The sequence below is a fragment of the Streptomyces sp. NPDC002835 genome (assembly GCF_053591995.1).
This window is the reverse complement of the sequence record NZ_JBSFUW010000043.1, coordinates 43,608-57,986: the sequence shown is the minus strand read 5'-3', so window position 1 is coordinate 57,986 and position 14,379 is coordinate 43,608. Positions and strand designations below refer to the sequence as shown.

Annotated in this window: 10 protein-coding genes, 1 tRNA gene and 1 riboswitch; of the genes, 5 read left to right on the top strand and 6 right to left on the bottom strand. The window is 73.6% G+C overall.

Annotated features, from left to right (window positions below; translation table 11 throughout):
• Nucleotides 1-277: 277 nt before the first annotated feature.
• The gene (locus tag ACWD01_RS32040; protein WP_451166752.1) at nt 278-2,446 is read right to left on the bottom strand and encodes an asparagine synthase-related protein; all 2,169 of its coding nucleotides are present in this window, start codon (nt 2,444-2,446) and stop codon (nt 278-280) included.
• Between the two features lie 681 nt (nt 2,447-3,127).
• Here ACWD01_RS32040 and ACWD01_RS32035 point away from each other — a divergent pair.
• The 4 genes from ACWD01_RS32035 (at nt 3,128) to ACWD01_RS32020 (ending at nt 8,334) form a co-directional block, all read left to right on the top strand.
• Nucleotides 3,128-4,621, top strand: coding sequence for an MFS transporter (locus ACWD01_RS32035; RefSeq protein WP_451166750.1), 1,494 nt, complete (start codon nt 3,128-3,130; stop codon nt 4,619-4,621).
• A 176-nt stretch (nt 4,622-4,797) separates the two neighbouring features.
• Nucleotides 4,798-6,015, top strand: a complete 1,218-nt coding sequence (gene lhgO / locus ACWD01_RS32030; RefSeq protein ID WP_451166748.1) for an L-2-hydroxyglutarate oxidase — start codon at nt 4,798-4,800, stop codon at nt 6,013-6,015.
• Nucleotides 6,016-6,094: 79 nt separating this feature from the next.
• Nucleotides 6,095-6,886, top strand: coding sequence for a tRNA (guanosine(46)-N7)-methyltransferase TrmB (trmB, locus tag ACWD01_RS32025; RefSeq protein WP_451166746.1), 792 nt, complete (start codon nt 6,095-6,097; stop codon nt 6,884-6,886).
• 71 nt (nt 6,887-6,957) lie between these two features.
• Entirely contained in the window at nt 6,958-8,334 is a 1,377-nt protein-coding gene (locus ACWD01_RS32020) for a PrsW family intramembrane metalloprotease (RefSeq protein ID WP_451166744.1), read from the top strand.
• A 148-nt stretch (nt 8,335-8,482) separates the two neighbouring features.
• Here the strand turns inward: ACWD01_RS32020 and ACWD01_RS32015 are convergent, their stop codons facing one another.
• From ACWD01_RS32015 to ACWD01_RS32005, 3 genes are all read right to left on the bottom strand, one after another.
• Complete coding sequence (locus ACWD01_RS32015) at nt 8,483-9,532, bottom strand: M23 family metallopeptidase (RefSeq protein WP_451166742.1); 1,050 nt, start codon at nt 9,530-9,532, stop codon at nt 8,483-8,485.
• A gap of 10 nt (nt 9,533-9,542) precedes the next feature.
• A riboswitch (cyclic di-AMP (ydaO/yuaA leader) is annotated at nt 9,543-9,698 on the bottom strand.
• A gap of 308 nt (nt 9,699-10,006) precedes the next feature.
• Nucleotides 10,007-11,152: a PP2C family protein-serine/threonine phosphatase gene (locus ACWD01_RS32010; protein WP_451166740.1), complete on the bottom strand. Its 1,146-nt coding sequence runs from the start codon at nt 11,150-11,152 to the stop codon at nt 10,007-10,009.
• A gap of 214 nt (nt 11,153-11,366) precedes the next feature.
• Nucleotides 11,367-11,440, bottom strand: a tRNA-Met gene (locus tag ACWD01_RS32005).
• A 171-nt stretch (nt 11,441-11,611) separates the two neighbouring features.
• Between ACWD01_RS32005 and sigJ the strand changes: the two genes are divergently transcribed.
• Complete coding sequence (sigJ, locus tag ACWD01_RS32000; RefSeq protein ID WP_451166738.1) at nt 11,612-12,490, top strand: RNA polymerase sigma factor SigJ; 879 nt, start codon at nt 11,612-11,614, stop codon at nt 12,488-12,490.
• A gap of 73 nt (nt 12,491-12,563) precedes the next feature.
• Here the strand turns inward: sigJ and ACWD01_RS31995 are convergent, their stop codons facing one another.
• Nucleotides 12,564-13,757 carry a globin domain-containing protein gene (locus ACWD01_RS31995; RefSeq protein WP_451166737.1) on the bottom strand — a complete coding sequence of 398 codons (1,194 nt, stop codon included), beginning with the start codon at nt 13,755-13,757 and terminating at the stop codon, nt 12,564-12,566.
• 78 nt (nt 13,758-13,835) lie between these two features.
• Entirely contained in the window at nt 13,836-14,291 is a 456-nt protein-coding gene (gene nsrR, locus ACWD01_RS31990; RefSeq protein ID WP_451166735.1) for a nitric oxide-sensing transcriptional repressor NsrR, read from the bottom strand.
• Nucleotides 14,292-14,379 lie beyond the last annotated feature (88 nt).

Sequence of the window (14,379 nt, the reverse complement as noted above, 5' to 3'; positions counted from 1 at the left end):
CGGGGCAGGTTCGGGGGGGGCCCCCGGCCAACTCCAGCCCGGCCCGGGGGTACTCCCCCTACGGCCTGGCGGCCGTGGGAGGTCCCCCCACCCACGGCCGCCAGGCCGTAGGGGGAGATTGAGGCCACCGCGCGAAGCGCGGTGCCGGGCCCGGGCGGAGCCCCCGCGCGGCGGAGCCGCACATCCGGTACAGCGGGAAGGGGCGGTAGGGGAACAGCCCGCCGCAGGCGCCACCCACCCACGCCCGCACCCGCAGCGCGCCACCGCCCCGCCCGCCCTACGACTGCAGCGTCGGACGCCTCGGCACCCCGCCCGCCACCGCACGCTGGCGCGGAGCCGCCGTCCCCGTCCAGCAGGTGCCGCGGCGCGACAGCAGCCGCCGCAGCCACAGCTCGGTCGAGACCAGGTCCGCGAGCCCGTCCAGCGGCACGGGCTCGCCCTCCGACGCCGCGCGCAGCGCCTTGCGGACGACGCGTGCCTCGATCAGGCCCGCGTCCGCGAGCAGCGGGGCCTCGAAGAGGGCCAGCAGGTTCGGCAGCGCGGCCCGCAGGCCCGCCCGCGCGGCCGCGGCGGACGACGCGTGGGTCGGGGAGCCCCAGCCGGCCGGCAGGTCGTGGATGCCCGCGCCGGCGAGGACCGTGCGCAGGACGGCCGCCCGCGCGCCCGGCTGGACGCGCAGCGACTCGGGCAGGTCGCGGCAGGCCCGCACGACCTGGTTGTCGAGGAACGGCGCGTGCAGCCGCTGGCTGCGGATCTCCGCGGCCTGTTCCAGGATCCGGTGGTCGAAGGCGTGGCGGGCGAGTGCGGCCCGTGCCCGGGCCTCGCCCGGCCGTTGGACGGAGGTCGGCCTGGTCGCCGCGTCCGTCAGACGAACCGATACTTCAGCGAGCGCCTCCCCGGTCAGCCAGCGCGCCGCCGGCCCCGGCCGGGACCAGGCCAGCGCGGCGAGCGACGCGCCCACGGCGCCGTTGCGGAGCGCCGGCCCCGGGCGGTTGGCGAGGAGCAGATGGTCGGCGGCGGTCTCGAGGCCGGTGCGGTAGGGCGTACGGGCGAGCTTGCGTGCCGCGCGGTAGACCGTCAGCGGTACGAACAGGGACTGCGGCGAGGGGCGTTCGGAGCGGGCCAGCGCGGTGACCGGCCGCAGCAGGTGGCGTCGGCGCCGGTCGAGCAGCAGGTCGGCCAGGCGCGCCGGATGCGCGTCGAGGACCTGCCGGGCGCCCGCGCCGGTGAAGTGGTCGGCGCTGCCGGCGGCCAGCCGGCCCCGGTGGCGTTCGGCGGTGACGAGCGAGGGCGCGGGTTCGTCCGTCAGCGGACCGGATTCGAGGTTCGCGTACGGGAGGGCCTCCTCGCCGGCGGCGACCACGACGTGGTGCAGCCGGGGGTTGGCGGCGATGGTGCGGGCGCGTTCCAGTTCCGGTTCGCGCAGGTCGTGCCCGCTGGTGGCGAGGTCGTTGAAGGTAACGGCGAGCAGTCGTTCGCCGGCCCCGGTGCCGTGACCGAGGACGGTGCCGGGCACGCCGGGCAGTCCGGCCGCCAGCAGCGCGAGGGTGCTGGACGCGCTGCCTCCGGAGAGGTCGGCGCCGATGCCCGGCGCGGGCGCGCCCCGTGCCGCGCGGCGTTCCGCGGGCCCCATGCCGGGGACGGGCCCCGGGTCCGGCGGCACGGTCTCCGGTGCGTGCCGGGGCGCGGTCAGCCTGGCGCGTACGGCCTCGACCAGTGCGTCGCGTACGCCGTCGATGGCGCGGGCCGCCTCGACCTGCGGGGCGGCGACCGCGAGCGAGGCGACCGGCTCGTAGCCGGTGATCTCCCGCGAGCCCTCCCGCAGGATCAGCGCGTGACCGGGCGGGATGCGCTTGACCCCGACGTACGGGGTCGAGTCGCGCAGCGCCTCGGGGGTCTCGGGGCAGGCGAGCAGCGCGGCCAGGTGCCCGATGTCGAGCTGGGCCTCGATGAGGTCGGCGAGCGGGAGGGCGGCCGTGGCGTACGCGGTGCCGTTCGCCCAGGGGGTGTGGAAGACGGGCCGCGCGCCCGCGAGGTCGCCGACGACGGTGATGCGGCGGCCGACCTGGACGACGACGGTGTAGCTGCCGGCCCATGCGGTCAGATGCCTCAGTGCGCCGCCGCGCGCCGCGAACAGGCCGACGAGCAGCTGCTCGTCGCTGGCCGCGCAGCAGCCGAGGACGGCGAGCCGGGTCACGCCGGGAGTCTGTGCGCCGGGCGCGGCGCGGGGGCCCGCGGGGGTGGAGTGGGGCCGCTGGTTGGGTTCCGCGGTGATGACGCGTACTTCGTCGGGGCGCCAGTCGCCGACCGCCCACAGCGGATCGGGGTCACCCCACAGGAGTTGGGCTCCGACGGGATGGACGGTACGGCCTTCCCCGGACGCCCCGACGGCGCCCACTGTGCCGAAGTTCGCGGCGATACTGCTCCACCCCACCAACCACCGCATCGCCGCCTCCCCACGTTGCCCGAAGCCGTTCGGGAACATGCTGCCACGAAGGAGGCGCAAGTGAGGGGCTGCGCGTAGCGTGCGCAAAAAGTGAACACGCCCCCGGCATTGGCGATTTGCCGTCGGTGCCGGGGCCGGTCCGGAGACCGGTGAGGGTGCACAGAAGCCGCAGAAGCGGTGAGTCGGACAGGCGATATCCAGCCAATTTTGGAGAACCTCAGCGCACCCGTTCGGACACAACACATGGACCGGGAGGCGCAGTTCGCCCCCCGGACCCTGTCCACCGCCCGCGGGGATTGAGGCGATGGTGTCCCCCAGCCCGCTGGTTCCAGTGCGCAGCGGGCCGACCCACGCAGCACTCATGGAAGCGCTCCCGCCCCGGACCGGCCAGAGCGCACGAACGGGCGCACGGCCACACGGCGGGAGCACGAGGGCGGACGGCCGTCCGCCCTCGCGGACCACAATCCCGCCATAGGGAGGTTGGCCCCTTAACGGTCGGGATGCGGCGAACTACGCTGGGTTTACTGATGTTCTCCACAGGCGCGCATATTCCGCCGGGCTCGGCCGCACGCTTTTGCAGCCGGGACCGGTCGGAACGGGGGGCGGCGAACCGGGAGGACCCAGCACGAATGCCGTGCGCGGGCCGCGCACGGCAGCCGTCTGTGTGTCGAGGGGTGGCGCATGTCCAGGGAGCAACGCGGGCCGAACGAAAAGCTCGGCACGGTTCTCGCCCTCGCGGGAATCAGCAACGCGGGCCTCGCGCGGCGGGTCAACGACCTCGGTGCGCAACGTGGTCTGACCCTCCGTTACGACAAGACGTCGGTGGCCCGGTGGGTGTCGAAGGGCATGGTGCCGCAGGGCGCCGCACCCCATCTCATCGCCGCCGCCATCGGGGCCAAGCTGGGCCGCCCGGTGCCACTGCACGAGATCGGTCTCGCGGACGCCGACCCGGCCCCCGAGGTGGGGCTGGCCTTCCCGCGCGACGTCGGCGAGGCGGTGAAATCGGCCACCGAGCTGTACCGGCTGGACCTCGCGGGCCGCCGGGCCGGCAGCGGGGGGATCTGGCAGTCGCTGGCCGGTTCGTTCGCAGTGAGCGCCTATGCGACGCCCGCGTCCCGCTGGCTGATAACCCCGGCCGACCCGTCGGTCGAGCGGCTGCTCGACACCGCGGGCGGCTCCCTCGTCCTGCCCGACGCCTCCGCCCCCCTGTCCTCGCCCGCCGACCTGGCCGACACTCCGGAGTCGGCCGACACGCCAGCACGCGTGGGCCACAGCGACGTGGCGAAACTGCGGGAGGCGGCGGAGGACGCCCGGCGCTGGGACTCCAAGTACGGCGGAGGCGACTGGCGTTCCTCCATGGTCCCCGAGTGCCTCCGCGTCGACGCGGCGCCGCTGCTCCTCGGCTCCTACTCGGACGAGGTGGGCCGCGCCCTGTTCGGCGCGACGGCCGAGCTGACGAGACTGGCCGGCTGGATGGCCTTCGACACCGGTCAGCAGGAGGCCGCCCAGCGGTACTACATCCAGGCCCTGCGGCTGGCCCGGGCCGCCGCGGACGTCCCGCTCGGCGGATACGTCCTCGCGTCGATGTCGCTGCAGGCGACGTACCGCGGCTTCGCCGACGAGGGCGTCGACCTCGCCCAGGCGGCACTGGAACGCAACCGCGGGCTCGCCACCGCCCGCACCATGAGCTTCTTCCGGCTGGTGGAGGCCCGTGCCCACGCCAAGGCGAACGACGCGGCGGCCGCGGGCGCGGCGCTCAGGGCTGCGGAGGGCTGGCTGGAGCGCTCCCGGTCGGGCGACGGCGACCCGTCGTGGCTGGGCTTCTACTCGTACGACCGGTTCGCCGCCGACGCCGCCGAGTGCTACCGCGATCTGAAGGCGCCCCGGCAGGTGCGGCGCTTCACCGAGCAGGCGCTGTCCCGGCCCACCGAGGAGTACGTGCGCTCGCACGGACTGCGTCTCGTGGTCTCGGCGGTGGCCGAGCTGGAGTCCGGCAACCTGGACGCGGCGTGCGCGGCGGGCACCCGCGCGGTCGAGGTGGCGGGCCGGATCTCCTCCGCGCGCACCACCGAGTACGTACGGGACCTGCTGCACCGGCTGGAGCCGTACGGCGACGAGCCGAGGGTCATGGAGCTGCGGGAGAGAGCCCGCCCGCTCCTGATGACCCCGGCCTGAGCCCAGCCGGCCTGACGACCCGGCCTGCCCCTCGTCGGCCCGACGACCCCGGCCTGAGCCTCCCCGGCCGGCGGCCGAGGCCCTCCGGTCCGGGCCCGGGGTGCGTGTCCCGCACGGCGGCTGGTTTAAGCGCATTGTCGGCGGGCCAGTGCACTATCGGGGTGGGAGGTGACGCGGTGAGGGCGTCCGGGCAGGACTTCGACTGCGACGTGCTGGTGGTCGGCGGCGGCATCGTCGGCCTCTCGACGGCGTACGCGCTGGTCCGCTCCGCGCCGGGGACGCGGGTGACGGTCCTGGAGAAGGAGCACGGCCCCGCCAGGCACCAGACGGGGCGCAACAGCGGAGTGATCCACAGCGGGATCTACTACCGGCCCGGCTCGCTGAAGGCGCGGTTCGCGGTGCGCGGCGCCGCCGAGATGGTCAAGTTCTGCGCCGAGTACGGCATCGACCACGAGGTCACCGGCAAGCTGATCGTCGCGACGGACCGGGACGAGCTCCCGCGGCTCCACGCCCTGGTCCAGCGCGGCCGGGAGAACGGCATCCCGGTCCGCGAGCTGGGCCCGGCCCAGATCACGGAGTACGAGCCGGAGGTCCGCGGGCTCGCCGCGATCCATGTGGCGACGACCGGGATCTGCGACTACGGGGCGGTGGCCGCGCAGCTCGCCACGGCGTCCGGCGCGGACGTGCGGTACGGCGAGGAGGTCACCGTCGTGGACCGCCGCCCCTGGGGCGTCGCGGTGCGGACGCGGACGGGCACGGTCGTACGGGCCCGGGCGCTGGTCAACTGCGCCGGACTGCACTGCGACCGGGTGGCACGGCTCGCGGGCGACGACCCCGGGATGCGGATCGTCCCCTTCCGCGGCGAGTACTACGACCTGGCCCGCCCCGGTCTCGTACGCGGCCTGGTGTATCCGGTGCCCGACCCGGCCTTCCCCTTCCTCGGTGTCCATCTGACCCGTGGCATCGACGGCGGCGTCCACGTCGGTCCGAACGCGGTCCCCGCGCTGGCCCGCGAGGGCTACCGCTGGTCGACCGTCCGGCCCCGGGAGCTCGCCGGCACCCTCGGCTGGCCCGGCTTCTGGCACATCGCCCGCCGGCACTGGCGGTACGGGGCGGGCGAAGTACGCCGGTCGCTCTCGAAGCGCGCCTTCACGACGGCTGCGCGCCGGCTGCTCCCCGCTCTCGCGGAGGACGATCTGCGGCCTGCCCCGGCAGGCGTGCGGGCGCAGGCGGTGCTGCGGGACGGGACGCTCGCCGACGACTTCCTGATCCGCGAGGCGCCGCGGACGGTGCACGTCCTGAACGCCCCCTCCCCGGCGGCGACGGCCTCGCTCCCGATCGGGCGCGAGATCGCCCGCCGCGTCCTCGCCTCCCTGGCCGCGCTCTCCGTCTGACCCGGCCGTACCGCCCTCCGGCGGGCGAGCGGGCGCCAGGAGCCGTCGGCGCTCCCGCCCTCGTAGAATCGGGAGCACTGTGTCTGAGTCCCTTAACACCACCCCCGACGCCCCTCGCCACTACATCCGCGCCAAGGGCGAGCCGCGCTTTCCCGGCGGCCCCTCCGCCGACCCGGCCGGATCGCACCACGAGCGCCGTATCCGCAGCTTCCAGCCGCGGCGGAGCCGGGTCACCACCGGGCAGGGCGACGCGCTGCAGCGGCTGTGGCCGGTGTGGGGCATGGACATCGACGGGCACCGGGTGCTGGACCTCGACGAGATGTTCGGCGGGCTGCCGGTCGTCCTGGAGATCGGCTTCGGGATGGGCGAGGCCACCGCGCAGATGGCCGCCGACGACCCCGGGACCGGGACCCTCGCGGTCGACGTGCACACCCCCGGCCAGGGCAACCTCCTGAGTCTCGCGGAGCGGAACGGCCTGTCCAACGTCCGGGTGGCCAACGGCGACGCGATCATCCTGCTCCGGGAGATGCTGCCGCCCCACTCGCTCGACGGCATGCGCGTCTACTTCCCCGACCCGTGGCCCAAGAAGCGGCACCACAAGCGCCGGCTCATCCAGCCGGAGTTCCTCGCCCTCGCCGCCCGGCGACTCAGGCCGGGCGCGGTCCTGCACTGCGCGACCGACTGGGAGCCGTACGCCGAGCAGATGCTCGAAGTGCTCTCCGCGCACCCGGACTTCGAGAACACCGAGAGCGACGGCGGTTTCGCGCCACGTCCCGCGTTCCGTCCGCTGACCCGCTTCGAGGGCCAGGGCCTCGACAAGGGCCACACGGTGCGTGACCTGCTCTTCCGCCGGGTTCGGCCGCAGGGCTGACCGGTGCGCCGGGGGCCTCGACGCACCGTGCGCCGTCGCCAGTTGTCAGTGCGCGTGGTTAGGGTCGACGGGTGTCCGACTCGTCCGCGCAGCAGCCGCCGCAGTACCGCCCGCACAGCGTCGCGGTGCCGCCGCACCCGGTGCTGCCCGCACCCCGGCAGGAGCACGTCGACGCGCTGCTCACCGAACTGCCGGAGCCCGCGCGCCGGCGCTACCGGCCCCTGGCGGCCTCGAGGTTCTGGCGCAGCAGGGCGGTCCGCGCCGGCGCGGTGATCACGCTGCTCGCCCTGTGCGGCCTGGTGATCCTGGTGCTCGTGCGCGAACAGACCGGCACCCAGGGCTTCCTGGTCGGGCTCGGTCTGGCGACGTTGCCGGTCCCGCTGCTGCTGGCCGCGTTCCGCTGGCTGGACCGGGTCGAGCCGGGCCCCTGGCGGAATCTGATCTTCTCGTTCGCCTGGGGCGCCTGTGCCGCGGCGCTGATCGCGATCGTCGCGAACACGTTCGCGACCCGCTGGATAGCGACGGCGACCGCCGATCCGGCGTCCGCCGACACCATCGGGGCGACGGTCGTGGCGCCCGTCGTCGAGGAGAGCGCGAAGGCCGCCGCGATCCTGCTGATCTTCCTCTTCCGCAGACGGGACTTCACCGGGATCGTGGACGGTGTGGTCGTCGCCGGTTTCACCTCCACCGGCTTCGCCTTCACGGAGAACATCCTCTACCTGGGCAGCGCGTTCGACGAGGACCAGTCGACGGGCACGTCCGGCTTCGCCTCGGTGACCGCCGCAACCTTCTTCGTCCGGGTGGTGATGTCACCGTTCGCCCATCCGCTCTTCACCGTGCTGACGGGCCTCGGTTTCGGTCTCGCCGCGCTCGGCGCGCGCCGCCACCGGCGGCTGCGGAGTATCGCGCTGCCGCTGCTGGGCCTGGCCCTCGCGATGGGCATGCACGCCCTGTGGAACGGATCGGCGTCGATGCTCGGCCCGTGGGGCTTCTACGCGGTGTACGGGGCGTTCATGGTGCCGGCCTTCGGGCTGCTCACCTGGCTGACGATATGGACCCGCCAGCGCGAGCTGCGCACGATATCGGACGAGCTCCCCGCCTACGCCGCGGCGGGCTGGCTGCCGGCGGCCGAGCCGCGGGCCCTGTCCTCGATGCGGGCCCGCGCGATGGCGCGCGACTTCGCCCGGCGCACCTACGGTCCGGCGGCCGGCCACGCGGTGTCGGAGTACGAGGCGTTCGCGACGTCGCTCGCCTTCCTGCGCCGCCGGGCCCACCGGGGCACCGCGGACCCGGACTTCGCGGAGCGCGAGCAGGAGCTGCTGCACCATCTGTGGCAGCGCCGGCAGGTGGCGAGCCCGTCACTGGCGTACGCGGACCGGGCGACGAGCCGGATACCGGCGCCGCCTCCGTACCGCGACTACGGCGGCTACAACCCGTACCGTTCCTGAACGCCGCGGAGGCCGGGGGCGGCGGTGCTCCGTAAACAGCCCGGCAGCCCTGGCGTCGGGGGGTGTGACGCCAAGGCTGCCGGAGACATGGATGTGCCCGGCGCGGAGAGCGCACGCGTGAGCGTGCGAGCCCCGTACCGGGCAGGGATCAGAGGGTGAGGCCCTTGTCGCGCAGCCAGGCCATCGGGTCGATGCCGGAGCCGCCCGCGGTGCGCACCTCGAGGTGCAGGTGGGGACCGGTGACGTTGCCGGTGGCGCCGACGCGTCCGATCGTCTCGCCGGTGGTGACCGTCTGGCCCGCGCTCGCCGTCATCGAGGACAGGTGGGCGTAAAGGACCTCGGTGCCGTCGTCCAGTTCGAGGACGATGCGGTAGCCGTAGGAGCCGGACCAGCCGGCGGCCGTGACCGTACCGCCGTGGACGGCCTTGACCGGGGTGCCGGTCGGGGCGGCGAAGTCCAGGCCGGTGTGCTGGCCGGAGGACCACATGGAGCCGGCTTCGCCGTAGGTGGAGGTGATCGTGTACGAGGAGGTGGGCAGGGAGAAGCTCCTCGCGAGCTCGGCGAGCCGCTCGGCCTCCGCCTTGGCCCTGGCCGCCTCCTCCGCCTTGCGCTTCTCCTCCGCGGCCTTGGCCTCGGCCTCGCTCTGCTGCTTCGCCGCGGCGGCCGCGGCCTGTTCCGCGGCAAGCTTCTCCGCGGCGGCCTTGGCCTCCGCGTCCGCCACGGCCTGCTGCTGCTCGGCCTGCTGAAGGATGCGGGCGCGCAGTGCCTCACCGGCGCCCGTCGACTGCGCGGCGCCGTCACCGTCGGCCACGGGAGCCGCGGCGGCGGTCAGCGGGGCGGCGTCGGCTTCGTCCGCCGCGTCGGAGTCGGAGTCGTCGGAGACGAACGAGCTGACGCCCGGCAGGGACTTGGCGTCGGGAAGGTTGTCCGTGATGGCGTCGGGGAGCGAGATGGAGACGGCCGGCTTGTCCTGCGCGGTGGCTATGCCACCGGCGCCGACCGCGGCGATCACACCGACGCCGAGCACCGTGGAGCTGCGGGCGAGTCCGCCGCGCTGCTTGATGACACGGTGCCGGCCGCGCACCGGGCGGATGGACTCCTCGGTGGGATTCCATTCCTCCCAGGACCGCTCGGGTGCGTCGCCACCGGAGTGTTCAGACGCGAAGCGGGCCTCTGGGGCAGGCATGTTGGACGCCACGAAGGCGTTCTCCTTCCTTCCTTCTCGCCTACCGGGTTAGCTGACGGGTTCGGAGCAGGAAGGTCTCCTACGGGCGCCTCGACCGCGGACTGCGCGGCAAGAGGTGCCCGATTCACCCCAATTGGTGGTTCCCCGGTTCCCTTGTGGGATTCGGCGCGTGCGCACGGTGCCGACTCTGACGTCGGCTGGGACGACCGCGCTGCGTTATCGAACGTTAATAGACTGCGGGGCCGGATTCCAAGCTGTTCCGGATGATCATTAACGATTCCGGCGGGGACTTACCCGGACAGACGCGGGCGGAACCGGGCGACTTGATCAAACGTCAGGCCCGCACCTTTTTCTGACGTTGCGTCAAATGTTATGCGGAGGGGTGCCTTTCGATTACGGGCCGTGAGGACCGCCCGGCCGGCGGACCGGTCGCACCCCGCACGGCACGGGCCGGTCGGACCCGCATCATCCGTTTTCGCCGCCGGATCACGCCTCCGGCGGGACCACCGGCACCGTCCTGCGCCGGTCCGGCTGCCCCCGCGCCGGGCGGCCGACGGCCAGCAGCGCCATGTCGTCGTTCGACCCGCCGCCGGTGTACCGGCGTACGTCGTCGACGATCGCGTCCAACAGGTCCCCGGGCCCCGGGAAGAGCCGCCCGCCGAGCCGTTCGACCGGGTCGTAGAAGACACCGCGGTCGTCACGCGCCTCCGTGACGCCGTCCGTGTAGAGCAGCAGCGTCGCCCCGTCGGGCAGCGGGAACTCCTCCGCACGGTCCGGCCACTCCCCCAGGCCCATCCCGAGCGGCAGCGCCGCCTGCTGCGGCTGGAGCACGTCCAGCGCGCCGTCGGCGTGCAGCACCAACGGCTCGGGGTGCCCCCGGTTCACCAGCCGCACCACCGCACGGCCGCGCGGGATCTCGCCCAGCACGGCGGTGGTGAAACCCTCCACCGCGTCCAGGCTCTCCCGCCGGGTGCCCTCCCGCTTGAGCGCACGCTCCAGCCGCTGCCCCACACCCTCGAGCGAGCGCTCCTGCTCCGCGGCCTCCCGGAACGCGCCGATGATCACGGCCACGGTCCCCACCGCCCCCAGCCCCTTGCCGCGGACGTCGCCGACGATCAGGCGCACGCCGTACGGGGTGTCCTGCACGGCGAAGAGGTCACCGCCGATGAACGCGCCCTCCTGCGCCGCCTCGTACCGGGCTGCGATGTGCAGGCCGCCGATCCGCTCGGCCGGCGCGGGCAGCACGGCGCGCTGCGCGGTCTCCGCGATCACCCGGGCCGACGCCAGCTGTTCGCCCCTGCGCTGGACGACCCTGTTGATGAGCAGCGCGAGAGCGGCGACGGTGAACACGGTGCTGGTCTCGGTGACGGCGGTGATCTGGGCGGCGGTCCCGTTCACCACGTGCATGCCGCTCACGCCCATGATCGCGGCGACCCCCATGAGCAGGGTCATGACGAACGAGACGAGCGGGGCGGCGAGGAGGGGAGCGGCGGCGAAGAGCGGCACGGCGGTGAAACGAGGGGGTGTCAGCAGGTCGAAGACCACTCCTGCGACGATCATCGCGACGGGCAGGGCCCGAACGAACCACGGGGCCCGCCGCACGCCGCCCTGATCTCGCCGCTGCTGTCCCAAGGGTGGTCTCCTGCCGGGTCCGCTGACGGCTGCGGACAGTACCGCGCCCTCCTCAGGCTGAGCGTCGACACGCCGCGCAGCTACTTCCCGTCGTCCAACCGGGCGAATGCCGGGACGGTCGGAGAGACCACCGTGGAGGAGATCCGGTGACCGGGGAAAAGCCACCGGCCCGGTGATCGATCTCCAGGATCGACCACCGGGCCGGTGCCATCAGTAGCGGGGACAGGATTTGAACCTGCGACCTCTGGGTTATGAGCCCAGCGAGCTACCGAGCTGCTCCACCCCGCGTCGTGAACACAACCTTACGGCATCCCGAGCAAGATCAACTCCACCTTTTCCACGAGCCCGCCCGGGCGCCGTCACATCGGCCCGCCGCCGTCCGTCAGACATACGGGGAAGCGGTTCGACAGACATACGGGCAACCCGATCACCAGGGCACGACGAGGGGACGGAACGACGATGGACGACCACGACTTCCTGGCCGAGCGCTTCGAGGCACACCGCGGGCAACTGCGCGCGGTGGCCTACCGGATGCTCGGCTCGCTGAGCGAGGCGGACGACGCCGTCCAGGAGGCGTGGCTCCGGCTCAGCCGCAGCGACTCCGACGGGATCGACAACCTGGGCGGCTGGCTCACGACCGTGGTGGGGCGGGTCTGCCTGGACATGCTGCGCTCGCGTACGTCCCGCCGCGAGGAACCGATGGACGTGCGCCTGCCCGAACCGATCGTGAGCAGCACGGACACCGTCGACCCGGAGCACCGGGCGCTGCTCGCCGACTCGGTCGGTCTCGCGCTCCTCGTCGTACTGGAGACGCTGGGCCCTGCGGAGCGGCTGGCGTTCGTGCTGCACGACATGTTCGGGGTGCCCTTCGACGAGATCGCGCCCGTCGTCGGGCGCACCCCGGCGGCCACCCGTCAGCTCGCGAGCCGTGCCCGGCGCCGTGTCCAGGGCTCCGCCCCCGTCCCGGACGCCGACCTCGCCCGGCAGCGTGTCGCCGTCGACGCCTTTCTCGCGGCGGCGCGCGGCGGCGACTTCGAGGCGCTCGTCGCGGTACTCGCCCCGGATGTCGTCGTCCGTTCCGACAGCGGGGCGCTGCGTCCCGGTTCGGTCGTACGGGGCGCGGCGGCCGTCGCCGGCCAGGCGATCACCTACGCGCGCCTCGCGGACGTGGCCCGGCCGACCCTGGTCAACGGGGCGGCCGGGGTCGTCGAGATGGCGGGCGGGCGGCCCCTGGCGGTCATGGCCTTCACCGTCACCGACGGACGGATCGCGGAGATCGACATCCTCACCGACCCGGAACGGCTGGACCGCCTGGACCTGACCGTCACGGGCGCGTGAGGGCGCCCCGTCGCCAGGATGCCCGGTCACCCCGACGCAGAGAACCGTCACGGGCGCGTGAGGGCGCCCTGGGTCACTCCTGTCCGAGCCAGAGGTCCGGGCCGAACACCTCGTAGTGGATGTCCGCGGCCGGGACGCCGCGGCGCAGCAGGTCGCCGCGGACGGCGCGCATGAAGGGCAGCGGGCCGCACAGGTAGGCGGTGAGCCCCTCCGGCAGGTCGAGCGCGCCGATATCGGCCTGCCCGGCCGCCGCCCCGTCGCCCGCCCGCTGCTCCTCGTACCAGAGGTGCAGCGACGCGGCCGGGTGCGTGTCGACGAGGCGGCGCAGCTCCTCGCGGTGGGCGTGGCCGACGGCGCTGCGGTCCGCGTGGACCACGGTGACCGGGCGGGTGGAGCCGGTGGCGGCGAGGTGGTCGAGGACGGCCAGCATCGGCGTACTGCCGATCCCGGCGGACGCCAGGAGCAGCGGCCCGTCGCCCTCGCCGGGAACCAGGTCGCCGAACGGCAGGGACACGGTCAACAGGTCGCCGGCCCGCGCCGTTTCGTGGAGCCACGAGGACACCTCGCCCTGCGGGCCGTGGCCGTCCCGTACCCGCTTGACGGTGATCCGCCAGTGCGGGCGGCTGGGGGCGGAGGAGAGGCTGTACTGGCGTATCTGCCGGGCTCCGTCCGGCAGTTCGGCCTGGACGCTGACGTACTGTCCGGGCCTGAAGAGCGGGACCGGCGTGCCGTCCGCGGGGCGCAGGAGGAACGAGACGGCGTCGGGCGTCTCCTCGCGCCGCTCGACGATCTCCATGCTCTGCCACACCTCGCCCTCGGCGGCGCCGGCCTCCTGGTAGAGCCGGGACTCGAGGGCGATCAGGGCGTTCGCCATCAGCCAGTAGACCTCGTCCCAGGCCGCGGCCACCTCCAGGGTGACGGCGTCGCCGAGCACCTCGCCGATCGCCGCGAAGAGATGGCGGTGCACGAGCTTGTACTGCTCCGAGGTGACGCCGAGGGAGGCGTGCTTGTTCGCGATCCGGGCGAGCATCGCGTCGGGCCGGTCGTCGGGCCGGTCGAGCAGCATGCCCGCGAAGGCGGCGATGGAGCCGGCCAGCGCCTGCTGCTGCTCCCCGTTGGCCTGGTTGCCCCGGTTGAACAGGTCGCGCAGCAGCTCGGGACGGTCGTCGAAGAGCTTGCGGTAGAAGAGCTGGGTGATGTCTCCGATGGCGGCACCGACGACGGGGAGGGTGGCCCGGACGACGGGGGCGGACTGCTCGGACAGCACAGGGACTCCTTAATTGGTAGACGATCTTCGCATTATGGAGCGCCCTCTGAGGAGGACCTCGTCGTTCACGTCGGGGGTTCAGTACCGGTGCGATTCGACACTGCGCGCCGACAGGCCGACCAGCACCGGCCCGGCCGGTGAGGCCACCAGGTCGCCCACGGTCAGCGTGTCGAGGGTGGCGTAGAAGGCCTCCTGCGCGTCCCGCAGCGCCCGCCGCAGCCGGCAGGCCCCGCGCAGCGGACAGGGCGCGTCACCCTCGCAGGTGACGACCTCCGCCTCACCTTCCAGTTCCCGCACCAGCCAGCCGACGGAAGCCTGCCTGCCCAGCCCGGTCAGCTCCAGCCCGCCACCCCGCCCGCGTCTGGCCTCCAGGACCCCGAGGTGCTGGAGCCGGGCGATCGCCTTGGCCATGTGCGCATACGGAACGTTCATCACCTCGGCCACCTCCCGGGTGGTCGAGGGCCCGTCCTGCTCGGAGACCGCGAGGCGCATGACGGCACGCAGCGCCAGGTCGGTGAACTTGGTCAGTCGCACAGTGGAACGCTAACAAATACGCATCTGACAGTCCGATTCAGGGGCCCACTTCCCACCCTGCCGGCCCCGCCGGGCGTCGCACTCCTGA

Excerpts from the sequence above, each read along its gene's own strand:
- sigJ (WP_451166738.1), top strand. The coding sequence starts at position 11,612 with ATGGACGACCACGACTTCCTGGCCGAGCGCTTCGAGGCACACCGCGGG.
- ACWD01_RS32035 (WP_451166750.1), top strand. The coding sequence starts at position 3,128 with ATGTCCAGGGAGCAACGCGGGCCGAACGAAAAGCTCGGCACGGTTCTC.
- ACWD01_RS32040 (WP_451166752.1), bottom strand. The coding sequence starts at position 2,446 with ATGCGGTGGTTGGTGGGGTGGAGCAGTATCGCCGCGAACTTCGGCACA.